Here is a 23,268-nt window from a genome sequence, read left to right as displayed (position 1 = left end):
CCTTTTACAGATAGGGATCCGGCGTCGAGAGATAGTCATGCACATACCGTGCGATGCCGTCTTCCAGCGTGGTGAAAGGCCGATCGTATCCCGCGGCACGCAGGCGGCTCATATCGGCACAGGTATAGGACTGGTACTGACCGCGCAAAGCCTCGGGCATGTCGACGAAACTCACGCGACGCGGCACGCCTGCGGCATCGCATACCGCATGGGCCAGATCGAGATAGCTGCGCGCGGCCCCCGTGCCGCAATTGAAGATCCCGCTGACCTCCGGATGCTCGAGCAGCCAGAGCATGATCCCGATCAGATCGCCCACCCAGATGAAATCGCGCGCCTGGGCGCCGTCGGCAAGACCGGGGCGATCGGAGCGGAAGAGTCGCGCGGGCGCGCCGCTCATGACCTCGTCATATTTCACCTTGACGACCGAGATCATGCCGCCCTTGTGATATTCGTTGGGACCGTAGACGTTGAAGAACTTGAGACCGGCCCAGTGAGGCGGCATCGGACGGCCCGCCTTCTCCCGCGCCAGAAGATGCTGATCGAAGACATGCTTCGACCAGCCGTACAGATTGAGCGGCCTCAGATCGGGGAGGAGCTCGGGCGCGTCCGAGAAGAGTTCCGGACGATCGGCCCCTCCATAGGTCGCAGCCGAGGATGCATAGAAAAACGGCACGCCGTGATCGGCGCACCAGTCCAGCAGGGTTTCTGAGAGATCCACATTGGTGCGCCAGACATGATCGCCATCCCTGGCCGTCGTGCTGCTGATCGCGCCCATGTGGAAGATCGCCCGGACCGGGGGCATCGTCGCCAGAAAGCCGGGAAGCTGATCGGGCGCGATCAGGCGATCGGGAGGGTGCCTGGCAAGATTGCGCCACTTGCCCTGGTCGCGCAGGCGATCGACCACGACCACGGTCTCGCCGCGCGCCTTGAGCGCGGAGACCAGACACGAACCAATAAATCCGGCTCCGCCGGTGACGATCATCATGGAACCTGTATAAGACGGCCAATCGCAACCTCCAAGCCACACCGACCGGAGAAAAGCGCGACCGGAAGCCCGACCCGGCATCCGCTCTCCGGTTACGGCGTTGCAGCTTTCAGGCGCGGGCATCAGTCTGGGGATCTCCCTCCGGGCTGACGGCACGGAGGCGATGCAACCTGCCCGACCCTCTCCGGCCGGGCGCCCAGGACAGAACTTTAAGGACCTTGCCATGTCAGACCGGCCCCGTTTCTTCGATGATCTTGCTGGCGTTGCCGGCGGAGCCTTCTCCGCACTGACCGGTCTGCGCGAGGAACTGCATGCCATGGTGCGCACCCGGATCGACGAGGTTCTGGCCTCGCTCGATCTCGTCCGCCGGGACGAACTCGATGTGGCCCGCGAACTGGCCGCCCGTGCCCGTTCGGCCCAGGAGGACGCCGACCAGCGACTCCGCGCCATGGAGGAGCGGCTGTCCGATCTGGAAAAGGCGCTGACGACACCCTCCACCGAAGGGTGATCCCCTGAGGGGCCCGGACTTCTTGCAACGGAAGCCGGGCATCCCTAACGTGACCGTGATAGGACGAGTCGCGGACTTCGGGCCCAGACTCTCCCTATCCCTGCAGACATCACGACGGATGATCCCTGTGCGACATCCGTCACCGGCCTAGGGAGTCCCGAATGCCTGCTCTATCCCTCTCCTCCTCCTCTTCGCAGGATACCAATCCGCTCGATGTCATGGAGCAGATCGTCTGCGGCCATGACTGGGCATTCGATCGTCGCACAGATTGCGAGATGGCGGCCGAGGCACCCGGGAAATGGTGCGATTACGGGCTCTATTTTTCGTGGTCACGCGAGATCGCGGCCATGAATTTCACCTGCACCTTCGACCTCCGCGCGCCCGCCGCACGGCGCAAGGCCCTGTACGAGCTGATCGCGCTGGCCAATGAGCGTCTCTGGATCGGCCATTTCAGCCTCGACCTCGAAACCGGGACGCCGGTTTTCCGGCATTCCGTCCTGTTGCGCGGCGCCACGACCCTGGCCGCAGAAAGCATGGAAGACATGATCGATATCGCCATCACGGAATGCGAACGCTTCTATCCGGCCTTCCAGTTCACGCTCTGGAGCGGCAAATCCCCGACGGAATCGCTCGAGGCCGCCATGCTCGACTGCATGGGGGAAGCATGACCCTCCCTTCCCTGCTCCTCGTCGGATGCGGCAAGATGGGCGGCGCCCTCTGGCAGGGCTGGCTGGAACACGGTCTGGCCCCGTCCATCATCCTCGATCGTCGCTGCGACGCTCCTCCTGCCCCCCATCGGGTCGTGCGCGATGCAAGAGACATCCCGCATGATTTTCGTCCGGATATCGTCATTCTGGCCGTCAAACCCGCCGGGATGGAAGACGCGCTTTCCTCCCTGCGCCCCTGGCTGGACGATACGATCCTGATCTCGATGCTGGCCGCACGCACCATGGAAAGCCTCCGTGCGGCCTGCGGCGGCGCACGCACGCATCTGGTCCGCGCCATGCCCAACACCCCGGCGGCGATCGGTCAGGGCGTCACGGGTCTGTGCGGCGAAGGGCTGGATGCCGAGGCCCGTGCCGTATGCACGACGCTGCTCTCGACCGTGGGCGCAGTCGCCTGGGTCGAGACCGAAGAACAGCTCGAGGCGCTGACGCCCATCTCCGGCTGCGGCCCGGCCTATGTGTTTCTTCTGGCCGAGCTTCTGGAGAAGGAAGCGCTCCGGGTCGGGTTGCCTCCGGAAACCGCGCGCCTTCTGGCGCGGGGTACGGTATCGGGATCGGGCGCGCTGCTCGCTGCCTCGGAAGAGAGCAGCGAGACGCTCAGACGCAACGTCACGAGCCCGAACGGCGTCACGGCGAAGGCGCTGGATGTGCTCATGGCGCCCGACGGGCTTCCCGCATTGCTCGAAAAGGCCGTGAACCAGGCCATGGCGCGCGCCCGGGAGATGGCCTCCTGACCGGAAAACTCGGTCTTGCGATTGTCACATGCCGCCTCTTCGTTATTATCCCGCGAGGAAAGGCAGGGACACATTCATGACGGAATACGACCGGGAAGATTTCGATCTGGCCCTTCTCGAGGCGGGTTTCGCCCTGGCCGCGGAGAAAGGCTGGCCCCAGCTCTCTCTGGTGGAGGCGGCGCATCGCGCCGGCCTGCCCGTCGATGAAGTCCGCAGCCGGTATCCGTTCCGTCATTCGCTCCTGTTCCGGCTGGGCCGTCTCGCAGACGAATCCGCATTCCGCGATGACGGTCTGGGAGGATCGGTGCGCGATCGCATCTTCGACCTGTTCATGCGCCGCTTCGACGTCTTCCAGCAATATCGGGACGGGATCCGGGCCGTTCTGGCCGCATTGCCGGGCGAACCCGCACTTGCGGTCATTCTCGGCGCCGCCACGCTCGATACGATGCGATGGATGGCACAGATCGCCGGGGTGTCCTGTTCCGGTTTCGGGGGCGCCATGCGCCTGCACGGGCTCGTCGGCGTGTGGGGCTTCGCCCTGCGGGCCTGGGAAAAGGACGAAAGCGCCGATCTCGCCCAGACCATGGCCGCGCTCGATCAGGCGCTGGACCGGGCGGAACGCTTCGGTGTGCTCAAGCCTTCGGCCGAGCGCATCATGGAGGAGGCGACCCGTCATGCGGGCATCGCCGATCAGCCCCTCGAACTCGAAACATAATGGCTTTACGCGCGCGGGGAGGCAGACTAAAAGCCCTTCAGCGCAATGGGGTGTAGCCAAGCGGTAAGGCAGCGGATTTTGATTCCGCCATGCGGAGGTTCGATCCCTCCCACCCCAGCCACATTCTCCCGAAAAACAGAAGATCCCTGGTGCCCGGGACACACGTCACGCCCGCATGGCGCGTCTGCGCAAAGCCGACCGGTCACGAGTGCAGACGTCTTGCTCTAGGCGAGACAATCGTTCCGGTACAGCTCGATCCCCTGCTCGACGCTCTCCGTATCGATCACGCGTCCGTTCTGGATGATGACGCAGCGATCGCAGACCTGACGGATATAGTCCATGCTGTGCGACACAAGGATGAGGCCACGCGAGGATTTCTTCTCCATGAGCTCGTAATTGCATTTGTCGATGAAGCGCGCATCGCCCACCATGATCACCTCGTCGATGAGATAGCAATCGAAGTCGATGACGAGAGAGAGCGCGAAAGCCAGACGGGCGCGCATACCGGATGAGTAGGTCTTGACCGGATCGCGCAGCTGATCGCCGAGCGCGGCGAATTCGTCCACATAGGCGCGGGTCGAGGCATAATCCTTGTCATAGATGCGGCAGATGAAACGGAGATTGTCGAGACCGCTCAGACTGCCCTGGAACGCTCCTGAAAAACCCAGCGGCCAGGAAATGGACATGTCGCGCTCGATCCTGCCGCCGGTCGGCAGCTCGACGCCGCCGATCAGTCTCAGAAGCGTGGATTTACCGGCACCGTTATGCCCCAGTATCCCGAGTTTCTCGCCCCTCTGGACCGTCAGATTGACATGGTCCAGAATCCGGCGACTACCACCGCGTTCGAGGTGATAGTCCTTGACGAGATCGATACATCGCAACATGGAATCGCGTCAGTTCGCTGAATGCTCTCTGGCACCGGATACCAGAAGGCTGATCATGAGAAACACCATGCCCAGCGTCGCGAAAACGATGAGCAGAACCTCGATATTCGGCGGATATTCGGCGTAATCCGGCAGATTGGGCTGCGTGACTTCCTCAAGGAAGATCATCTGCCTGTCCGCCTGGGCCTTCGCGGATTCCAGCGACGCGACCTCGGATGCGAGGATCTTCTCGAGAAGCTGACGGCGGATCGTCAGCGTGTCGAAATCCATGAGCTTGGGCACGAGCGAATTACTGGCGCCCGTGATCTGCGAGCGCACTGCCGCGAGCTGCTCCTTCAGAATGTCGATCTGGTTTTTGAGCACACCGGTCGAAGGGCTGTCTGGAGAGGTCTTCTGCACCTGCTGCAGATGCATCTGCGTGGAAGACAGCATGGTCTGCAGGGCATATTCGGTCGAGATCAGGGAAACAGACTGCTTCTGCGGATCGATCAGGCTGTTCCGGTTCTGATAGGCAGCCAGCTGCTTCTGCAGTTCCTGTATCTTGTGCAGCGTGTCGTTGACTTCCTTCTGCGCCGCGCCGATCAGATTTTCACGCTGGCGCGCGTTCATCTCGTTGACCAGCTTTTCGGAGGCCTGGAGCAGGGCATTCGCGATCTTCTGCGAATCCTCGGCCGAGAAGGACCTGACACGAAGGACCGAAAGCGACGTATCGGCATCGAGCACCACCTTTATGTGGCGCTTGTAGTACCAGTAGAAGCTCTCCATCGTCTTGTGGAGGAAGAAGGCCGGATACCGGGCGATGAAGTCGGCCCCTTTCCGGTTGTAGATCTGCTCGAGATGCAGTTCGCGGCGCAGGAGATCCATCGCGTCGCGCGACACCATGTAATCCTGCACGGCATAGGTGTTTTCGGATGCGCCGCCTCCCAGACTCCCTTCCATCACGTTGGCGAGGGAAGGCAGGCTGTGATTCTGGGAGCCGCGCACGAGGAAATGCGTCTCGGAGATATATTGCGGGCTCGCCACCAGATAGAGATAGAGCGCCGTGACGAATGTCGGTGCGATCACCGTGCCGTAAAAGAGCTTCGCCTTGGTCGTACGAGGATATAACCGCTGCAGGAAGGACATGGTATGCGCCACTACTTCGCCATGTAGCCGGCAGTGATGCCCGGCTGGATGATGGTGCTGATCAGCCCGAAGAACTTGTAGAACTTGTTGCTGCGCGAATTCGCGACATAGATGAGATCCTTGTTCTTCATCTCGAAGCGCTGGGCCACGAAATAGCTCGCCGGATCCATCATGTCGATCTTGTAGACCACAGGCGTCGTCATCCGCACCGGAGAGGTCTTCACGCCGAGGCGGCGGAGGACTTCGTTGTTCTCGTAGCGCATGAGATAGACTGCGTTCGGATCGGCACGATAATCGGCAAGACCCGCCGCCCGCGACAGCGCCTGGGCGAGCGTCAGCGTCGGCTGCTCGAACGGGATCTCCGACACCTTGTTCGCCGCTCCGAAAACGGTGAACGTCAGGGGATTATAGACGAGCTTCAGCGTATCGTCCGGCTGGAGCACGATATTGCGCCGGTTATCGCCGTCGATATCGCGCATCGGGAAAGTGTAGTTCGTGCCAGCGCGCGTCAGCGTCACGATCTCGTCATTGGGCGGATGCATCGTCCCCTGAGCGGTGGCGACCGCATCGAGAATACGCTCATGATGCGATGTCAGCGGGAATTTCCCGGTCATTTTGACGTCACCATAGATGACGGCAAAATTGCTGTTGTCCTGCACGACATGCACCACGACATCGGGGAACTGCGATTTCCGCGCCAGAAGCGACTTGATGAGCGCGCCGACCTGCTCGCGATTCCGCCCCGCCACATGAACCTTGCCGATGAAAGGCAGATAGATCGAGCCGCTCGAATCGACCGTCACGGGCGGCAGGGAGGTCGGCGTCGCAGCCCCGCCACTCGAGGAGAGCTTGCTGTCCATCGCGTTGCCCGACATGAGCGTGCTCGCCGCGCTTCCGGCGCTGCCGCTCATGCCACCGGCCATCATGCCGATCGAGGTGGACCCGCTCGCATTCGCCGAGGCACCCGAGAACAGGGCATTGCCGATCTCATAAACCGTGACCTGAAGGACATCGCCCGGCCCGATGAGATCGTTCTCTCTCCGGCTCGCGACGATGGGAGGCAGGGCCGTCTGTGCGGCAACCGTATCGTTGATCCGGTCGACCATCGGGAGATGCAGCGGCAGAATCGCAAAATCGAATCCCCTGGCCTGCGCGTCCTTCTGTCCCTTCTGGAACTGTCGCTCGGTCGGACCGCTATCGGGAAGGGCACTGCACGCGCAAAGCACGGAAAGATTCAGGCAAGACACAATAATCTTGCACCGTCGACTGAAACTCGAACCAGGCCGCAGCATTCATATCCATCCAGACAAAATCGATCGGCTCTCCCTATCACCATTCCAGGAGGCTGAATACCTGTGTGAAGAGCCCTGAAACAGAACGCCATCAGGGATGGAACAACCGTGCGACAGATAAATAGCCGGATCGGTGTCAAAATAAAGGCCAGGAACGTATCCTGAGCGTTACAATACTCTCATCCCCCATCGCAACATGGGAAAGGAGCGGATCCAGATCACAGGGGAAGTACCGGCGGGGCAATGGTGGGCACACAAGGGCTCGAACCTTGGACCCGCTGATTAAGAGTCAGCTGCTCTACCAACTGAGCTATGTGCCCATAGCCCCGCTCCGGTGAGTGGGCTTCTAACAGGGGGCGGAAGACGCATCAAGAGAAAAAATGCATCGTTCCGCATAAGCAATCATCAGTCGGGATTCTCGGGAGACAGAAGGCGCATCAGGGCATCGAACTGGTCCAGACTTCTGTAGTCGAGACGCAGCGAGCCCCCTTTCCCGTTGAACTCGATCTTGACCCGCAGACCCAGCCGCGACGCCAGATCGCGCTCGAGCCGCACGAGTTCATTATCGCGCGGGGGTTTGGTCTCTTCCTGTTTTCCGGCCGGAACCTGTCGGGCAAGGGCCTCGGTCTGACGCACGTTCAGACCGCGCGCGATCACGATATCGGCCGCAGAGGCCGGATCGGGATGGGCGAGAAGCGCCCTCGCATGACCGGCGCTCAGAAGACCGTCGCGCACCTTCTGCCTGACCGCCTCGGGAAGATTGAGCAGGCGCAGGATATTGCCGACATGCGGGCGGGATTTCCCGACTGCCCCGGCCAGCTCCTCCTGCGTCAGCGCATAATCGGTCAGCAGGCGCTGCAGGCCCTCTGCCTCTTCGATCGCATTCAGATCGGCGCGCTGCAGGTTCTCGACGAGCGCTGCAGCCATCGCATCCGCATCGTCCAGCAGACGGACATGCACCGGCACTTCGTGCAGCCCGGCTCGCTGGGCCGCACGCCAGCGCCGCTCACCGGCGATGATCTGATATCTTCCCGGCTCCGCCGGGTCGGGGCGCACGAGAATGGGTTGCAGGACACCGCGGCTTCTTATGGAATCGGCCAGTTCCGAAAGCCGTCCCTCATCCATATCCACGCGCGGCTGGAACGGCCCGGGCGCCAGAAGATCGACACCCAGCGTTGCCGGAAGATGGGCCGGTTCCGGCGACTGACCGCCAGCGCGCGGCAACTCGACGGCCTGGTCTCCCAGAAGAGCGGCGAGTCCGCGCCCGAGACGCGCCGTCGGTTTCTTGCTCATGACGATGCCTTCTGCTGCTGCACGATACCGAGCCTTGCGGCAATTTCCTGCGCGAGGGCCATGTAAGCCTGCGCGCCGCTGCTCCGGCGGTCGTAGTCCAGAACCGAGTAGCCGTGGCTTTGCGCTTCGGAAATCTTGATATTGCGCGGGATCAGCGTCTCGAGAACCTGATCTCCGAAAAAGCTTCTCGCATCGGCCGCAACGAGCTCCGAGAGATTGTTCCGACGATCGTACATGGTGAGGATGATCCCCTCCACATGAAGATCGGCGTTGAACGCACGACGAACGCGATCGACGGTGCGAACGATCTGGCTGATTCCCTCGAGCGCAAAGAACTCGCATTGAAGCGGGATGAGAACGCCATCCGCCGCCACAAGCGCGTTGAGGGTCAGCAGCCCCAGACTCGGCGGACAATCGATGAGAATGACATCGTAGCGCCCCGAAAGCGCCTCGAGCGCGTCCCGGATGCGGAATTCGCGCCGGTCGCTGCCGATCAGCTCGAGTTCCGCCCCGGCCAGATCGGTATTCGCCACGATGATATCGAGATTCGATGTTCCGGTCGGACGCGGAAGTTTTTCGGGCGGCGCCTCCTGCATCAGGGCGGCATAGCTGCCGATCTGGCGGGCATTGTAATCGACACCGAGACCGGTCGATGCATTGCCCTGAGGATCGAGATCGACCAGCAGAACGCGCTGCGTAATGGCCAGCGCGGCTGCCAGATTGATCGCTGTGGTGGTTTTGCCGACACCCCCCTTCTGGTTGGTGACGGCGAGGATACGGGCCTTCTTGCCCGTGTCGTTATTCGACACGTTTGATATCGCTTATCTCGATGATGGCGCCCCCCGAGGCGGCGCGATTGTCCAGAATTCTGTGCTGCATGTGCCAGCACCGCTCGGTTTCGGTCAACTCGTCGGACAGATTTTTTCCCTTGAGAAACAGGGCTTTTCCCTCCGGCAGCAGAAAAGGCGCACTCCATTCGAGCAATTGCGGGAGCGATGCCAGAGCACGCGCTGTCACGAAGGCCGCAGGCGGTACCCCGGCCTGCTCGATGCGTTTGGGCACCACCTGCGCCCTGACGCCACAGGCACGCGCCGCTTCACGCAGAAACGCACATTTGCGCTGGTCGGACTCGACCATCACCATCTCGGCATCGCAGGCAATGCCGATCATGAGTGCAGGGAACCCGCCGCCGGAGCCGAGATCGATCACCCTCGCCCCTCTGGGGATGAACGGCACGAGACGCAACGAATCCCCGATATGACGCTCCCACAGATGCGGCATGTCACGCGGACTGACCAGATTGATGCGCGCGTTCCATTTTTCGAGAAGTGCCGCAAAAATCTCGAGCCGCTCGCGTGTTTCACGTGAAACCGCTTTCATGCTGCGGCCCTCACATGCGCCAGCAAGGCGATCATGGCGGCAGGCGTCACGCCCGGCACACGCTGGGCCGCCGCGAAATTCTCCGGCCTTGCGAGAGACAGACGCTCCTTCATCTCGCTGCTCAGCCCTCCGATACGGGCATAATCGAGATCCGGCGGAAGCGCGATCTGCGCCTCATTGGCCAGTTGTCTGATCTCACGCTCCTGACGCTGGAGATAACCGCCATAGCGCGCCTCCGTCTCGACATGACGCCGGATACGCAGAGGCAAGGCCCCGAACCAGGGCGCCAGCCTCGCCGCGACAGTGTCGTCGGCCTGACCCGCCAGCACATCCAGCAGCGAACGACGCCGCCCGTCCTGCGACACCGCGACCCCCTGCGCTGCCAGATCCTGCGGCGCATGAAGCGCCTCGCGCGCCCGATCCATGGCGCGTGCGATCGCCGCCTGATCCTGATCGAGCCTTGCGGCACGCTCGGCACCGACGCAGCCCATCGCCATACCGATCCCGGTGAGACGCAGATCGGCATTATCGGCGCGCAGGCTCAGGCGGTATTCGGCACGCGAAGTGAACATGCGATAGGGCTCGGAGACGCCCTGAAGGGTCAGATCGTCCAGCATCACACCGAGATAGGCCTGATCGCGCCCGAGCACGAGCGGCGCGTTCCCTGCCGTGAAACGTGCCGCGTTCAACCCTGCCAGCAGCCCTTGCGCACCTGCCTCTTCATAACCGGTCGTGCCGTTGATCTGACCGGCCAGATACAACCCGGCGAGAGCATTCAGCGCAAGGCTCGGCGAAAGCTCGCGGGGATCGACATAGTCATATTCGACCGCATAACCCGGCGTGACGATGCGCGCCTTTTCGAGACCCGGAATCGAGGCAATCATCAGAGCCTGGATATCGGCAGGAAGACTTGTCGAAATCCCGTTCGGATAAACGAGATCCCCGCCAGGATTGCCCGCCAGACCTTCGGGCTCGAGAAAGATCTGATGCCCGTCCTTTTCGGCGAAACGCACGATCTTGTCTTCGATCGAGGGGCAATAGCGTGGCCCCTTTCCGGCAATCGCACCGCCGTAAAGCGCCGACAGCGCCAGATTGTCACGGATGATCCGATGGGTCTCGGGCGTGGTGCTCGTGATCCGACATGAGACCTGCTCGGTGGTGATGCCCTGTGTGAGGCGGCTGAAAGGCTCGGGGAGCGCATCCCCCTTATCCTCGGGCAGCGACTCCCAGTCGATGCTCGCGCGCGCCAGTCGGGCCGGGGTCCCCGTCTTGAGACGCCCCATACGCAGCCCGAGCGCCTCCAGACGCGCACCGAGAAGGGCCGCCGGTCGCTCGCCGATGCGCCCGGCCTGTTCCTGCGTGTGCCCGATATGGATCACGCCGCGCAGGAATGTGCCGCTGGTGACGACCACCGCCCCGCATCGGATCACGCGTCCATCGGCGCAGACCACGCCTGCAACCCGCTTGTCCTCCACCACGAGATCCGCCGCCTCGCCTGCCTCGATGGAGAGATTCGGCGTTTCGGCCAGAAGCGCCTGAATGGCCTTGCGATAGAGAAACCGGTCTGCCTGGACGCGCGGTCCATGCACGGCCGGGCCTTTCGAGCGATTCAGAAGCTTGAAGTGAATCCCCGCCCGATCGGCGGCACGTCCCATCAACCCGTCGAGCGCATCGATCTCGCGCACCAGATGCCCTTTGCCGATCCCCCCGATGGCCGGGTTGCACGACATGGCACCGATCATTCCGGGCTTCTGGGTCAGAAGCAGCGTACGCGCGCCAAAGCGTGCCGAGGCGGCTGCCGCCTCGCTTCCTGCATGCCCTCCGCCTATGACGACAACATCAAACTCGCTCACACACGCCTCATTTTCCGATACAGAACTGTCCGAATATCACATCCAGAAGCGACTCGACATCAACTTGTCCGGTCAGGCGCCCCAGCGCCCGCATGGCGAGACGCAGCGCCTCACCCCTGACCTCCGGCCAGGGAGCCGTCCGTGCCTGGTCGAGATGATGAAGGGCCTCCTCGATCCCCGCACGGTGGCGCGCGCGCGTGAGGGGCGCCCCGGCTCCGGAAACGAGCGCCTCGATGCGCCCGGCCAGAGCCGCCTCGAAAGCCGACATCCCCTCACCCGTATGCACGCTGAGCCCGAGCGTTCCCTCTGGAGGCGGGCTCACATCGATCTTGTTGCCGATCAGCAGGGCGTCTGCCCGAAGGGGCGGCTCTCCCTCTCCTGCCATGACATGCACCACAAGATCGGCATGTTCCACGTGGAACAATGCACGCCTGATACCCTCGGCCTCGATCTCATCCTCGGTCTCCCGCAGTCCCGCCGTATCGACCAGACGCAATCGCACGCCCTGAAACAGCCAGTCGATGGCGATCACGTCGCGCGTCGTCCCGGCGCGATGCGTCACGATCGCCGCGTCATATCCGGCAAGATGGTTCAACAGGCTCGACTTCCCCACATTGGGCGCGCCAGCAATCACCACTGTCAGCCCGCGGCGCACGATCTCGCCGCGCCTGTCCGACAGATGCGCCTGCAGGGCATCGCGCAACATATCGAGCCTGCGCGTCAGGGCCTGCTCGACCTCATCCGGCAGATCCTCATCGGGGAAATCGATCAGAGCTTCCTGATGGGCGAGCAGGGTCTTGAGCGACTCGCTCCACCCCTCATAAACGCGGCTCAACGCGCCATCTGCCTGGGCGAGCGCCTGCTGGCGCTGGCTGTCGCTTTCGGCCTCGACCAGATCGGCAATCGCCTCGGCCTGAAGCAGATCGAGCCTTCCGGCCTGCACGGCACGCCGGGTGAACTCGCCCGCCTCAGCCGGACGCGCGCCGAGAGATGTCAGCGCCATGGCCACGCGATCGATCACCGCAGGTCCCGCATGAAGATGCAGCTCGAACCCATCCTCCCCCGTATAGGAGCGCGGCCCCGGCAACCACAGCACCATCGCGTCGTCCAGATGCTCGCCCTCGTGATGCAAGGCGCGAAGCCCCGCATGGCGCGGTGGCGGAACCCGTCCGTCGCACAGGGCAGAAAGCACCTCTTGAGCACCGGGGCCACTTGCGCGCATGATGGCGATCGCCGCCCGCCCGGCACCCGTCGCCAGAGCGAAGATCACCTCGCCCTTGCGTCCCGCCCGGCTTTCCGTCGCGTCAACCATGTGAACCCCTTCCATGCCCCAGCTTTCTTTTCACTCTCCCCTCGGTCCCCTGACCCTCAGCGAAGACGAAGGTGCGATCGTCGCTCTCGACTGGGGATGGGGCCGCGATCAGGAAAAGACGCCTCTTCTTACCCGCGCCCATACCATGCTGGAACGCTATTTCGACGGCGAGGCGGAAAGTTTCGACCTGCCCCTCGCCCCCTGGGGCACAGCCTATCGCAAGGCTGTCTGGGCCGCATTGCGCGACGTGCCCTACGGCCAGACGATCAGCTATGCAGACCTCGCCGCAAAAGCCGGTGGCTCGGCCCGCTCCATCGGTGGTGCCATGGCCCATAATCCCATTCCCATCCTGATCCCCTGCCACCGCGTTCTCGGCAAAACCCATCTGGGCGGCTATTCGGGCGAAGGCGGTCTGGACGACAAACGCTATCTTCTCGGCCTCGAAGGGGTCACGTTCTAGCAGGGCATGCACAGGGTCTACGGGGCTCCGCCCCGTCCCCCGGAAAGGGGCACGTCCCTTTCATCCCTCTTTATCCGGAAAACAGGTTCCCAGAGGACGACCGTCCTTTGGCGGGGTCTGGGGCAGAGCCCCATGATAACGCGCCCGTTGCGAGGCGATCCTCATAAAAAAACCGCCGGAAGCTCGTGCCTCCGGCGGTTTTTCGTGATCCGAAGCGCGGATCAGTTGTTCATGGCGTCGAAAAAATCCTGATTCGTTTTGCTGTATTTCAGCTTGTCGAGCAGGAAGTCCATGGCATCCATCGTACCCATGGGCGCGAGGATACGACGCAGCACCCACATCTTCGAGAGGGATGCACGATCCACGAGAAGCTCTTCCTTGCGTGTGCCCGACTTGGTGATATCGATGGCGGGGAAGGTGCGCTTGTCGGCGAGCTTGCGATCGAGGATGAGTTCGGAATTGCCCGTACCCTTGAACTCTTCGAAGATCACCTCGTCCATACGGCTGCCCGTATCGATGAGGGCCGTAGCGATGATGGTGAGCGAGCCGCCCTCCTCGATATTGCGCGCCGCGCCGAAGAAGCGCTTGGGGCGCTGCAGGGCATTGGCGTCCACACCGCCGGTCAGCACCTTGCCGGACGAAGGAACGACGGTGTTGTAGGCGCGGGCCAGTCGGGTGATCGAGTCGAGCAGGATCACGACGTCACGCTTGTGCTCGACCAGACGCTTGGCCTTCTCGAGCACCATTTCGGTTACCTGCACGTGGCGGGTAGCGGGCTCATCGAAGGTGGAGGACACGACTTCGCCGCGCACGGAGCGAGCCATGTCGGTCACTTCCTCGGGGCGCTCGTCGATCAGCAGAACGATCAGGAACACGTCGGGATGATTGGCCGAGATCGACGAGGCGATGCTCTGGAGCATCACGGTCTTGCCTGTGCGGGGCGGTGCCACGATCAGGGCGCGCTGGCCCATGCCGATGGGGGCGACAAGATCGATCACGCGCGGAGTGTAGTCGCGCTGGTCCTTCTTGCCCTTGCCCGTGGGCTGCGGCTCGGGAGCGCCTGTCTGCTCGACTTCCATACGCAGCCGACGCTCGGGATAAAGCGGCGTCAGATTATCGAAATTGATGCGCTGACGAACGGAGTCAGGCTCTTCGAAATTGATCGAGTTGACCTTGAGCAGGGAAAAATACCGCTCGCCGTCGCGCGGCGCGCGGATCTGGCCTTCGACCGTATCGCCCGGGCGCAGGCTGAAACGGCGCACCTGAGCGGGCGAGATGTAGATATCGTCAGGGCCGGGGAGATAATTGGCTTCGGGAGAACGAAGGAAGCCGAAACCGTCGGGCAGGATCTCGAGGGTACCTTCGCCGTAGATGGCCTGCTCATTATCCGCCAGGGTCTTGAGAATGGCGAACATGATGTCCTGCTTGCGCATCGAGGACGCGTTTTCGATCTGCAGCTCTTCAGCATAGGCCAGCAGATCGGCAGGGGTTTTTTTCTTGAGTTCAGCAAGATGCATGAAGAGCGCCTTAGATGGGCTGTAATATCACTTGGTCCGGTGGCCACAAGGACCCCGTGACAACTGATCGGTCGCAGGGGTACGCTCGGTCGATAGCGGTCTCGTTCGGACCCGACGATGAGCGAAGACAGGAAAGTCTTTGAGGAAAGGCCGCCGAACAGGGATGTCGGCAGCTTTTGGAGGGAACTCTAGCGATCCCTCGCTCATCCTGTCAAGCGGCAGGGATCACCCCCGCCAGGGAAGGAGCCAGTAATCTCCCGCCGTCTCCGTACGGCCGTTCAGACCCGGCAGAATGAACATGAGCGGAAAAGAGGGCATCGGTTGCGCGTAGTGACCGGACAGGCTCTTCGCTCCGCAGGCGCCGGCGAGATGAAGCGGATGCGGAAGGGCGACATCGATCCTGCACGGCACGGTGATGCTGCGTTCGCTTCCCTTCTCGATCAGCCTGCCGCTCAGCGTGGTCGCGCCGATGGGTCTGTTATCGCGGTCGAGCGCCACGAACTCGCCTTCGATACGCGCACCCTCGAGATGATATCCGACGAGCACGCGGGAGGGCTGTTCGCCGCGATAGCCGTTTTCCTGCCCCAGCGTCACGGGAAAAACGCTGCTTCCCTCGAAGCGGAGCGGCTCCTTCACGAGCCGGTCGACGATCTGCTGCGGGGACGAGGCGGAAGGGTTTCCTGCAATCGGGGCATGTGCCTCACCCGGCCCCGGGGCTGCGGAAGAAGCGCAAGCAGGAACCGGCGCAACGGTGAGCGCCGCCAGCGCGAGGGAAGCAAGACAGGTCAAGCCGATATGCCGGGTCACGTCGAACGGTCTCCAAACCAGCCGCGGCGCCAGAAAACGAGAAGGGGTAGCAGCACCGAGGCACCCATCAGGGCAAGTCCATAATAATAGCCGTATCGCCATCCGAGTTCCGGCATGTTTCGGAAATTCATGCCGTAGACCCCGGCAATCAGGGTCGGCGTAATGCCGACGAAACTGACAACGGTCAGGAGTTTCATCCCGTCATTCTGGTCGATGCTGATAAAACCGAGCGTCGCATCGAGCAGGAACTGTACCTTCACCGTCATCTGCGCGACGAAATCGTTGAGGGATGCCACATCGCGCCCCAGAATACGCAGACGCGTCTGCAGGGCGTCACGGGATTCGAAATAGCACGCATCGCCGAGATAGATCCCGATCCGGTCCACCCCGAGGAGGCTCTCGCGAATGGAGGAGGCCAGATCCCCGCTTTCGCCCAGTCGCCGCAGGATACGTCTCAGCAAATTGGCTGTGCGCCCGCGCTCCCGCGAGCCTCTGGGCGCAAAGACCTCGCGCGAGATCGAATCGAGGGTGTGTCCGGCATTTTCGAGAATATCGGCAAGACGGTTCACCATCGTCTCGAGGAGATGGATCGTCAGCTCCTGAACGTCCGAAAGCGCGAAATCCTCGTCATTGGCCGCCAGATCGCGGCTCATGCTTTCGATGGCCGTATAGGCGGCATAACGCAGGGTGATGAGCCAGTTCGGCGCGATCACGATACCGACCGGATAGGTCGTCAGACTTCCGTCGATCATGCGCACCAGCGGGGTCGAGAGATAGATCACATCCCCCCGCCGGTAATGTCTCGACGAGCTCTCGATCTCCTCCAGCGCGTCGCGCCGGGGCAGAACGAGCCCCGTTACGGCTTCCGCCAGCCTGATTTCCTCTTCGGTCGGATCGACCAGATCGAGCCAGGAGACCGCTTTCGCATCCTCGGCTGCGAGAACCTCGTACACCGGTCGCCCTACCGGGTGGGCAAGAAACATCGACTCCCATCCTTTTTTCAGATCTTTACCCTCTCCTCCGGGAATGGGGACGGGGGAGAGGAATAGACGTCATGTCGGCCCTCTGGTATCGCAGGAACCTGCTTGCCGTGTCGATACTTGCCCCTGACAGGACGATCAAGATGAGTTCCGAAGCCCCTTCCCGCCCCAACAGCCTGCGCAGCGGCCCGGACGAACGCGGCCGTTTCGGCACGTTCGGCGGCCAGTTCGTCGCGGAAACCCTTATGCCGCTGGTTCAGGACCTGACAGCAGCCTATCAGGCTGCGAAAGCGGATCCCGCATTCAGGGAGGAACTGGACTATTACTTCCGCGATTATGTGGGCCGACCCAGCCCGCTCTGGCATGCGAGACGTCTGAGCGAAACGCTCGGGGGGGCGCGCATCTACCTCAAACGCGAGGAACTCAATCACACCGGATCGCACAAGCTCAACAACGTGATGGGCCAGATCCTGCTTGCCAGACGCATGGGCAAGACGCGCATCGTGGCCGAGACCGGTGCAGGACAGCACGGGGTCGCGACAGCCACGGTCTGCGCTTTGTTCGGCCTGAAATGCACCATCTACATGGGTGCCGTGGATGTCGAGCGGCAGAAGCCCAACGTGTTTCGCATGCATCTTCTGGGCGCTGAGGTCAGACCCGTCACCGCAGGCTCGGGCACGCTCAAGGATGCCATGAACGAGGCCATGCGCGACTGGGTCGCGAATGTGCACGATACCTATTTTCTCGTCGGTACGGTCGCAGGGCCTCATCCCTATCCCGAGATGGTGCGCGACTTCCAGTCGGTCATCGGCATAGAGACGCGCGAGCAGATCATGCAGGCAGAAGGGCGCCTCCCCGACGTTCTGGTCGCGGCGATCGGCGGCGGGTCGAACGCCATGGGGCTGTTCCATCCCTTTCTCGACGATCCGACCGTCAGGCTGATCGGTGTCGAGGCGGCCGGACACGGGCTGGATTCCGGCTTTACGGCAGCCTCGATCTCGCGCGGTCGCTCCGGCGTCCTGCATGGCAACCGGACCTATCTCCTGCAGGACGGAGACGGACAGATTGCCGAGGCCCATTCGATCAGCGCAGGGCTCGACTATCCCGGGATCGGCCCCGAGCATTCCTGGCTCAACGATATCGGACGCGCCGAGTATGTCGGTGTCACCGATACGGAAGCGCTCGAGGCATTCCAGCTTCTGACACGCACCGAAGGCATCATCCCGGCGCTCGAATGCGCCCACGGCCTCGCTCATGTCATGAAGATCGCACCGGGAATGACACCGGACCAGATTGTCATTCTCAATCTCTCGGGCCGGGGAGACAAGGATATCTTCACCGTTGCCGATCGTCTGGGAGTTGCCCTGTGAGTCGTATCAAGGCCCGTTTCGATGCGCTTAAAGCCGAGGGACGCGGCGCACTCATCCCCTATCTCCAGGCTTATGATCCTGACCTGGAAACGTCGCAGCGTCTGCTCGATTCCATGCCGGGTGCGGGAGCGGATCTGATCGAGATCGGCGTTCCCTTTTCCGATCCCTCGGCAGACGGCCCCACCATCCAGGCCGCGGCACGACGCGGCCTGAAAGCCGGGGCGACCCTTTGCGGCGTTCTCGGCATGGTGCGCCGGTTTCGCGAGAAGGATCGGGAAACGCCGGTCATTCTCATGGGTTATCTCAACCCGATCGACAGCTACGGGCCGGCGCAGTTCTGCAAGGATGCCGCGGCTTCGGGGGTGGATGGGCTGATCATCGTCGATCTCCCCAAGGAGGAGGCGGATCTCCTCGAACCGGATGCGACCGCGAACGGGCTGGACATCATCCGTCTGGTCGCGCCCAATGCGCCCGACGCACGCCTGCCCTACGTTCTGCAAGGCGCCTCCGGCTTCATCTATTATGTGAGCATCACCGGCATCACCGGCACGCGCACGGCAAGCACCGAGGAACTCGGCCGCGCCTTGCCGCGCATTCGCGCCGTCAGCGCGCTTCCTGTCGCGATCGGCTTCGGCATTCGCACACCCGAGCAGGCCGCAGCCGCGGCGCGCGTGGGCGATGCAGCCGTGGTCGCTTCGGCCCTGATCGCGACCCTTTCGGACACGCTGGTGGAGGACAGGGCGACCGAAGCGACCCTGCCTGCAGTCCTTGCCCAGCTCTCGGCATTTGCCAGCGCCGTGCGCGCGGGCTGAGCCCGGCATTCGCTTCTTCCCCGCGCCCCGGCTTCAGGCGCAGTCCCGGGCCCGACACATAAAGGACGCGCTTGCGGCCGCAAAACCGGTCGGATACCCCCTCGATCGAGGGTGTATCCGGGGAAACCGGCCAGCCGGGATCGTTCGGCTCATTTTCCCTTGTTCTTCAGCGCAAGTCCGAAGGAGAAGACAGACATACCGCCGAAGATCAGTTCGATCGCGATGAACGTTCCGATAAGCCACAATCCGGACCATGGCAGTGTCACGAAGATGAAGATTCCTGTAAGCAGCGCCACGACGGCGCTGAGCACCAGGGTCCACCAGTTCGGCGTATCCCGCTGACCGAACGCCCATAGCGCGCGCATGATGCCAGAGGCGATGAGACTGCCTGCCAGAAAGGCCGTGAGGAACAAGGACCCCGTTGCAGGCTCCTGAATGAGAAGAAACCCGCCAAGGACGTAACAGAAGCCCATGAGTGCCATGATCCAGAACCGGGCACCGGGCACGGAGCGATGGGCAAAGGCCTGCGCAAAATAGGCGATGCCGGTCATGATCAGCAAAAAGCCTATGAAGACCACACTAGCCAGTGTCGTAAGAACCGCATCGAAGAACGCGAAGATACCGAGCAGAACAAGCACGGCGCCGATTCCGATAAACCAGTTCGGCTTGAGCCCTGAGGGCATTGATGAAAGGTTGGGAAAACCGTTCCGGTCCGACATGTCTGTCTCCTTTTCTTGCGGGCGCAATCGCGCTCGTTCTTTCTATTACGCACGGCGCCTCATCCCGAATGCACGAATCCGACGTGAAGAATGCGTTATCCGTCCCGCTCCTGCGTACGCCCCCGATCGCCCGGCCCGGATGCCGTGTTCCACGTGGAACAATGCGACCCTCACCCCGGGGACGGATATGTGCGTCCTTGCGTATATTCGTCATGACGATTGTCTCATTCCGCACATGACAGTATTGATCGCCTATGCGTGCCGCTTCCCTCCGCAACCGGATCACCGGACTGCTCTCACGACGACACTCCCTCTCCCCGAAGGCGGAGACAGGGCGCCCCCTCCTTCTCGAGGAGGAAGACAGGCGCATCCGTCGGGGTGCAGCGGGACGGCTGGCCGAGGCGGGCATGGCTTCCCTCAGACTGATCGGCGTGACGGTCTGGGTTCCTCTCTCCGTCGGTTTCGAGGCGCTCCTCCTTCCCATCCCGGGCGTTCTCAAGATCCGCTGGACACGCGTGATCTGGGGCGTTCTGTGTCGGCTGCTGTCGCTCGACATCCGGGTTCTGGGCAAGGCCGCCGGGACGGTCGGTGGGAAGAAGGGCCGTGCGCGCGGAGAAAGACCGGTCATCTATATCGCCAACCATACGTCCTGGCTGGATATTCCGGTTCTCGGTACCAAGATCTATTCCGTGTTCGTCGCCAAGGGGGATATCGAGCGCTGGCCCATCATGGGGCTGGTCTCGAAAATCGGGCGCACCATTTTCGTCAGTCGCAACAAGAGCACGACGGGGCGCGAACGCGACGAAATGATCACCCGTCTGGCCGAAGGGGATAATCTCATCCTCTTCCCCGAGGGCACGTCTTCCGACGGGTCGCGGGTTCTGCCGTTCATGTCGACCTTCTTCGCCATTGCCAAGCTCCCTCGCCTGCCGAAAAACAGACCTCTGCCCGAAGAGGATATGCCGCGCTATCCGCCCGGTCTGACCCCGCTCATCCAGCCGATCTCGCTCGTCTATGACCGCCTCGAGGGCCTGCCCGTCACGCGTGCGCGTCGCCCGGTCTTTGCCTGGTATGGCGATATGGATCTCGGGCCGCATGTCTGGCAGTTCCTCAAGCAGCGCAACAAGCGCGCGACCATCCTGCTTCATCCCCCCCTCGCCCCGGAAGATTTCCCCAGTCGCAAGGCGCTGGCCAATGCCGCCTGGCGCGCCGTCGCTACCGGCGCCGCTGCCCTGAGGCAGAACAGCGACCGGGTGGATGGCTGGCAGGGGCATGAAGGGGCTGCATCCCCCCGATCCGGCGCGCGCGCAGCGCCGAAAACCCGGACACGACGCGAGGAAGCCGGCGCGCTCCCCCGAGCCGCTCACGGGGCAGCTCACGGGGCTGATCATGGGGTCGAACACGGGACGGCCTCCGGGGCGCCCCCCGAAGACTCCGGTCAGAACGCGATTTCGGCGGTCGCGTGATAGCTCCGGGGCAACCCGGCCACGGCTGAACCCGAGGCGGACACACTGCCATTGACCGAAGACGGGTAAACCGAAGCCCAGTATCGCGCATCGGTCACATTGGTCGCACCGAAGCGCAATGTGACCGGAAACGTGCCGAGAGAAACGCCGTAGCGCAGCCCGAGATCGAGCGTGACGAAGCCATCGGCAAAGCTCGCATTGCGCAGATCGGCCGCACGACGTCCCACATAATGCAGGTGCGCAGTCATCGCTCCATGCGGAAACCAGCGCGGATGATAGTCGATCAGCGCACTGGCCTGCAGGGGCGCAACGCCCACGACCTGCTTGTGCGCCGTCAGAGCCGATCCCGTCTCGCCGATCTGCGCATCGAGCCAGGTGAGACCGCCGAAAACGCTCAGTTCCGGCAGGAGCGCGCCTGTTCCCTGCAGCTCCACACCGTAATTGCGCTGTTTGCCCGCCTCGCGGAAAAGGGACGTGACGGGATCGGTAAATGCGAATGTCCTGCTCATGCGAAAACCGGCGATGCCGAGCGTCAGACCCGATCCGAAACGGTATTTCGCTCCGATCTCGTACATCTCCGAGCGCAACGGCCCGAGAACGACATTGGCGTTCCGGCTTGAGGCCGGTGCGACCGGTCCCGCCTGAATGCCCTGCCCCCATGTCGCGTAAAGGCTCGCTTGTGCGGTCGGGCGATAGAGCAGACTTACCGTCGGCGTGAAGGTCGGACCGGAGGCGTGATCGGCCGTGATCTCGCCCGTGCGGGCGCGACTGGTCGTGTCGATCCAGCTCCAGGCGACCATCCCCATGAGAGACCAGCGCCGCGTGAGCGCGACGGTATCGCCCGCGAGCAGGGCATGCGTTCCATAGGCCGCGGACTGGTATTGCCCGGAATGATAGGGCTGGGTGCCTTCGAAAACGCGCGGTGCGCCGATCCGGGCCATGCCGAGCACGGCACTCTGTCCCGAGACGGGATTGAACGTATCGAGCGTATAGCCGGTGCTCCCGAGAACGAGACGATGACGAAACCGACCCGTGCGGATCCGGCCGCGCAGATAGGCGAGATCGGACCACACGCGAAACACATCGGCCGTCGTGGCCGCCGCGATGCTGGCACGATAATCTCCCGAATCGTCTGTCAGGATGTTGGTGACCGAAAAAACGTTGCGCGCCGCGTTCTGATAGAGTCCCCCCAGTGTCAGGCTCCATGACTCGTCGAAACGATGCACAAGCTTCGCGAGCACGGTATCGGTCGACATGGAAAATCCTGCATAAGGCTGCCCGTAGCCGCGTACGCTCAGATCCGGCGGCCCGGGCAGATGGAGGCCCGGTCCGAAGGAGAAGGCGCCCGGATATCCCTTCTGGGCATAGCTGTACTGGCTCGCATCGATCTGGAGCGTGGTCCGGCGCGTCAGGGCGATGTCGAATGCGCCGGAAATCAAAGCGCGACGCAGACGGGCACCCGGCACGACCGTATGACCGGACTGGTTGAGCATCGTGACCCGATAGCCCAGCCCTCCTTGCCTGCCGGTCGCATCGAGCGATTCGAGCGGTGCCCCGGAGGAATCCACACCGACCACGAGACGCTCCTGCCGGTGCGTATCCGGCCGACGCAGCCTGTAATCGAACGTGCCGGCAGGGTTCTGCGGGCCGTAGAGAGCCCCGGACAGACCGTTCAGCACCTGGAGGGAGTCGAACATCTCGGCCGGATAAGGGGTGGTGATCACCATGTTCAGGCCATCGATGCGGGAATTGGCGATCACATCCGCCTCGAACCCCCTGGACTGGGGGCGGCTGGTATTGGGATCGCCACGCATTTCGAGCTGCGCGGACGGAAGATACCCGATCAGATCGTTCGCATTGCGCGCCTGCTGGTTCACGATCGCATCGTGCGGGACGGTCATGACGGAAAACGGCGTATCGAGAATGTCGCGTCTTCCCAGAGGGCCGAGTGTTGCATCCTTCACCGCATAATGGGCGCCCCCCTGCGGATAGGCCCGGACCGTCAGACGCTCGACACCCGCCCTTCTCTCGCCCCGACCGGGCGCCACCGGTTGTCCGGCCGGGACGATCGCCCCGGGACCGGGACGCGGTTGTGCCATCAGGGGGGCTGACAAGGCAAAGACGCAGCCACCGAGCGGAAAAAGGACTGAAAGCGTGTGCGGCACGCCCCGCATCCGGATAAGACGTCTCATAATTCATCCCTGAACCGAAACAACTCTCCTGTCGAGATCCGGGCGCCCGCCAGGGCACGGCACGGCACGGCAGGGGGGCGAGATCAGGGGGGCGAGACAAGGGGGGGGGCGAGGTATCGCAGGAAGCAGGATCACAGGG

General features: G+C 62.8%; 22 protein-coding genes and 2 tRNA genes. 9 read left to right on the top strand and 15 right to left on the bottom strand.

What is annotated here, in order from left to right:
• Positions 1–4 precede the first annotated feature (4 nt).
• Positions 5–985, bottom strand: a complete 981-nt coding sequence (rfaD, locus tag SSA02_RS09960) for an ADP-glyceromanno-heptose 6-epimerase (protein WP_147093898.1) — start codon at positions 983–985, stop codon at positions 5–7.
• A gap of 223 nt (positions 986–1,208) precedes the next feature.
• Between rfaD and SSA02_RS09955 the strand changes: the two genes are divergently transcribed.
• The 5 genes from SSA02_RS09955 (at position 1,209) to SSA02_RS09935 (ending at position 3,788) form a co-directional block, all read left to right on the top strand.
• The gene (locus tag SSA02_RS09955) at positions 1,209–1,493 is read left to right on the top strand and encodes an accessory factor UbiK family protein (RefSeq protein WP_147093897.1); all 285 of its coding nucleotides are present in this window, start codon (positions 1,209–1,211) and stop codon (positions 1,491–1,493) included.
• Between the two features lie 161 nt (positions 1,494–1,654).
• The gene (locus SSA02_RS09950; RefSeq protein WP_147093896.1) at positions 1,655–2,161 is read left to right on the top strand and encodes a type III secretion system chaperone family protein; all 507 of its coding nucleotides are present in this window, start codon (positions 1,655–1,657) and stop codon (positions 2,159–2,161) included.
• Positions 2,158–2,952, top strand: a complete 795-nt coding sequence (gene proC / locus SSA02_RS09945) for a pyrroline-5-carboxylate reductase (protein WP_147093895.1) — start codon at positions 2,158–2,160, stop codon at positions 2,950–2,952. Before SSA02_RS09950 ends, proC begins: the two co-directional genes overlap by 4 nt.
• 76 nt (positions 2,953–3,028) lie before the next feature.
• Positions 3,029–3,667 carry a TetR family transcriptional regulator gene (locus SSA02_RS09940; RefSeq protein ID WP_246103819.1) on the top strand — a complete coding sequence of 213 codons (639 nt, stop codon included), beginning with the start codon at positions 3,029–3,031 and terminating at the stop codon, positions 3,665–3,667.
• Positions 3,668–3,713: 46 nt separating this feature from the next.
• A tRNA-Gln gene (locus tag SSA02_RS09935) sits at positions 3,714–3,788 on the top strand.
• Positions 3,789–3,891: 103 nt separating this feature from the next.
• Here the strand turns inward: SSA02_RS09935 and SSA02_RS09930 are convergent.
• The 9 genes from SSA02_RS09930 to mnmE form a co-directional block, all read right to left on the bottom strand.
• Positions 3,892–4,551 carry an ABC transporter ATP-binding protein gene (locus SSA02_RS09930; RefSeq protein WP_147093893.1) on the bottom strand — a complete coding sequence of 220 codons (660 nt, stop codon included), beginning with the start codon at positions 4,549–4,551 and terminating at the stop codon, positions 3,892–3,894.
• 9 nt (positions 4,552–4,560) lie between these two features.
• On the bottom strand, positions 4,561–5,676 hold the full coding sequence (locus SSA02_RS09925) for a capsule biosynthesis protein (protein WP_147093892.1): 1,116 nt from the start codon (positions 5,674–5,676) through the stop codon (positions 4,561–4,563).
• Positions 5,677–5,687: 11 nt separating this feature from the next.
• The gene (locus SSA02_RS09920; RefSeq protein ID WP_186807757.1) at positions 5,688–6,923 is read right to left on the bottom strand and encodes a polysaccharide biosynthesis/export family protein; all 1,236 of its coding nucleotides are present in this window, start codon (positions 6,921–6,923) and stop codon (positions 5,688–5,690) included.
• Positions 6,924–7,212: 289 nt separating this feature from the next.
• Positions 7,213–7,288 (bottom strand) — tRNA-Lys (locus tag SSA02_RS09915).
• 85 nt (positions 7,289–7,373) lie between these two features.
• Entirely contained in the window at positions 7,374–8,261 is an 888-nt protein-coding gene (locus SSA02_RS09910) for a ParB/RepB/Spo0J family partition protein (RefSeq protein WP_147093891.1), read from the bottom strand.
• Entirely contained in the window at positions 8,258–9,070 is an 813-nt protein-coding gene (locus tag SSA02_RS09905; RefSeq protein ID WP_147093890.1) for a ParA family protein, read from the bottom strand. The genes SSA02_RS09910 and SSA02_RS09905 overlap by 4 nt, the downstream gene beginning before the upstream one ends.
• The gene (rsmG, locus tag SSA02_RS09900) at positions 9,060–9,641 is read right to left on the bottom strand and encodes a 16S rRNA (guanine(527)-N(7))-methyltransferase RsmG (RefSeq protein WP_147093889.1); all 582 of its coding nucleotides are present in this window, start codon (positions 9,639–9,641) and stop codon (positions 9,060–9,062) included. Before rsmG ends, SSA02_RS09905 begins: the two co-directional genes overlap by 11 nt.
• On the bottom strand, positions 9,638–11,494 hold the full coding sequence (gene mnmG / locus SSA02_RS09895; RefSeq protein WP_147093888.1) for a tRNA uridine-5-carboxymethylaminomethyl(34) synthesis enzyme MnmG: 1,857 nt from the start codon (positions 11,492–11,494) through the stop codon (positions 9,638–9,640). Before mnmG ends, rsmG begins: the two co-directional genes overlap by 4 nt.
• A gap of 7 nt (positions 11,495–11,501) precedes the next feature.
• On the bottom strand, positions 11,502–12,806 hold the full coding sequence (mnmE, locus tag SSA02_RS09890; RefSeq protein WP_186807756.1) for a tRNA uridine-5-carboxymethylaminomethyl(34) synthesis GTPase MnmE: 1,305 nt from the start codon (positions 12,804–12,806) through the stop codon (positions 11,502–11,504).
• A 13-nt stretch (positions 12,807–12,819) separates the two neighbouring features.
• Here mnmE and SSA02_RS09885 point away from each other — a divergent pair, with 13 nt between their 5' ends.
• On the top strand, positions 12,820–13,266 hold the full coding sequence (locus tag SSA02_RS09885; RefSeq protein WP_147093886.1) for a methylated-DNA--[protein]-cysteine S-methyltransferase: 447 nt from the start codon (positions 12,820–12,822) through the stop codon (positions 13,264–13,266).
• Between the two features lie 221 nt (positions 13,267–13,487).
• Here SSA02_RS09885 and rho read toward each other — a convergent pair whose 3' ends face one another.
• The 3 genes from rho to SSA02_RS09870 all read right to left on the bottom strand — a co-directional run bounded on the left by rho (position 13,488) and on the right by SSA02_RS09870 (position 16,573).
• Complete coding sequence (gene rho, locus SSA02_RS09880) at positions 13,488–14,783, bottom strand: transcription termination factor Rho (protein ID WP_147093885.1); 1,296 nt, start codon at positions 14,781–14,783, stop codon at positions 13,488–13,490.
• A 225-nt stretch (positions 14,784–15,008) separates the two neighbouring features.
• Positions 15,009–15,590, bottom strand: a complete 582-nt coding sequence (locus SSA02_RS09875; protein ID WP_147093884.1) for a hypothetical protein — start codon at positions 15,588–15,590, stop codon at positions 15,009–15,011.
• Positions 15,587–16,573: a magnesium transporter CorA family protein gene (locus SSA02_RS09870; RefSeq protein ID WP_147093883.1), complete on the bottom strand. Its 987-nt coding sequence runs from the start codon at positions 16,571–16,573 to the stop codon at positions 15,587–15,589. The genes SSA02_RS09875 and SSA02_RS09870 overlap by 4 nt, the downstream gene beginning before the upstream one ends.
• Positions 16,574–16,713: 140 nt before the next feature.
• Here SSA02_RS09870 and trpB point away from each other — a divergent pair, with 140 nt between their 5' ends.
• On the top strand, positions 16,714–17,940 hold the full coding sequence (gene trpB / locus SSA02_RS09865) for a tryptophan synthase subunit beta (protein ID WP_147093958.1): 1,227 nt from the start codon (positions 16,714–16,716) through the stop codon (positions 17,938–17,940).
• Positions 17,937–18,752 (top strand): tryptophan synthase subunit alpha, encoded by an 816-nt coding sequence (trpA, locus tag SSA02_RS09860; RefSeq protein ID WP_147093882.1) that lies wholly within the window; start codon positions 17,937–17,939, stop codon positions 18,750–18,752. Before trpB ends, trpA begins: the two co-directional genes overlap by 4 nt.
• A 149-nt stretch (positions 18,753–18,901) precedes the next feature.
• On the opposite strand, the gene SSA02_RS09855 is transcribed toward trpA, so the two are convergent.
• Positions 18,902–19,471, bottom strand: coding sequence for an HdeD family acid-resistance protein (locus SSA02_RS09855; RefSeq protein WP_147093881.1), 570 nt, complete (start codon positions 19,469–19,471; stop codon positions 18,902–18,904).
• A gap of 254 nt (positions 19,472–19,725) precedes the next feature.
• Here SSA02_RS09855 and SSA02_RS09850 point away from each other — a divergent pair, with 254 nt between their 5' ends.
• Positions 19,726–20,937 (top strand): lysophospholipid acyltransferase family protein, encoded by a 1,212-nt coding sequence (locus SSA02_RS09850; protein ID WP_147093880.1) that lies wholly within the window; start codon positions 19,726–19,728, stop codon positions 20,935–20,937.
• On the opposite strand, the gene SSA02_RS09845 is transcribed toward SSA02_RS09850, so the two are convergent.
• Complete coding sequence (locus SSA02_RS09845) at positions 20,910–23,129, bottom strand: TonB-dependent receptor (protein WP_147093879.1); 2,220 nt, start codon at positions 23,127–23,129, stop codon at positions 20,910–20,912. The genes SSA02_RS09850 and SSA02_RS09845 overlap by 28 nt on opposite strands.
• Positions 23,130–23,268: the final 139 nt, after the last annotated feature.

The organism is Swaminathania salitolerans, assembly GCF_007988945.1.
GTDB classification, from domain to species: Bacteria; Pseudomonadota; Alphaproteobacteria; order Acetobacterales; family Acetobacteraceae; genus Swaminathania; species Swaminathania salitolerans.
This window is presented reverse-complemented; position numbering and strand designations above follow the sequence as displayed.

What these genes read in the sequence shown, in the direction of transcription:
- SSA02_RS09845 (WP_147093879.1), bottom strand. Translation starts at nt 23,129, where the DNA reads ATGAGACGTCTTATCCGGATGCGGGGCGTGCCGCACACGCTTTCAGTC.
- SSA02_RS09910 (WP_147093891.1), bottom strand. Translation starts at nt 8,261, where the DNA reads ATGAGCAAGAAACCGACGGCGCGTCTCGGGCGCGGACTCGCCGCTCTT.
- SSA02_RS09855 (WP_147093881.1), bottom strand. Translation starts at nt 19,471, where the DNA reads ATGTCGGACCGGAACGGTTTTCCCAACCTTTCATCAATGCCCTCAGGG.
- mnmE (WP_186807756.1), bottom strand. Translation starts at nt 12,806, where the DNA reads ATGGTTGACGCGACGGAAAGCCGGGCGGGACGCAAGGGCGAGGTGATC.
- SSA02_RS09955 (WP_147093897.1), top strand. Translation starts at nt 1,209, where the DNA reads ATGTCAGACCGGCCCCGTTTCTTCGATGATCTTGCTGGCGTTGCCGGC.
- SSA02_RS09940 (WP_246103819.1), top strand. Translation starts at nt 3,029, where the DNA reads ATGACGGAATACGACCGGGAAGATTTCGATCTGGCCCTTCTCGAGGCG.
- trpB (WP_147093958.1), top strand. Translation starts at nt 16,714, where the DNA reads ATGAGTTCCGAAGCCCCTTCCCGCCCCAACAGCCTGCGCAGCGGCCCG.
- SSA02_RS09925 (WP_147093892.1), bottom strand. Translation starts at nt 5,676, where the DNA reads ATGTCCTTCCTGCAGCGGTTATATCCTCGTACGACCAAGGCGAAGCTC.
- SSA02_RS09885 (WP_147093886.1), top strand. Translation starts at nt 12,820, where the DNA reads ATGCCCCAGCTTTCTTTTCACTCTCCCCTCGGTCCCCTGACCCTCAGC.
- SSA02_RS09930 (WP_147093893.1), bottom strand. Translation starts at nt 4,551, where the DNA reads ATGTTGCGATGTATCGATCTCGTCAAGGACTATCACCTCGAACGCGGT.
- rsmG (WP_147093889.1), bottom strand. Translation starts at nt 9,641, where the DNA reads ATGAAAGCGGTTTCACGTGAAACACGCGAGCGGCTCGAGATTTTTGCG.
- rfaD (WP_147093898.1), bottom strand. Translation starts at nt 985, where the DNA reads ATGATGATCGTCACCGGCGGAGCCGGATTTATTGGTTCGTGTCTGGTC.
- rho (WP_147093885.1), bottom strand. Translation starts at nt 14,783, where the DNA reads ATGCATCTTGCTGAACTCAAGAAAAAAACCCCTGCCGATCTGCTGGCC.
- SSA02_RS09870 (WP_147093883.1), bottom strand. Translation starts at nt 16,573, where the DNA reads ATGTTTCTTGCCCACCCGGTAGGGCGACCGGTGTACGAGGTTCTCGCA.
- proC (WP_147093895.1), top strand. Translation starts at nt 2,158, where the DNA reads ATGACCCTCCCTTCCCTGCTCCTCGTCGGATGCGGCAAGATGGGCGGC.
- SSA02_RS09950 (WP_147093896.1), top strand. Translation starts at nt 1,655, where the DNA reads ATGCCTGCTCTATCCCTCTCCTCCTCCTCTTCGCAGGATACCAATCCG.
- SSA02_RS09850 (WP_147093880.1), top strand. Translation starts at nt 19,726, where the DNA reads ATGCGTGCCGCTTCCCTCCGCAACCGGATCACCGGACTGCTCTCACGA.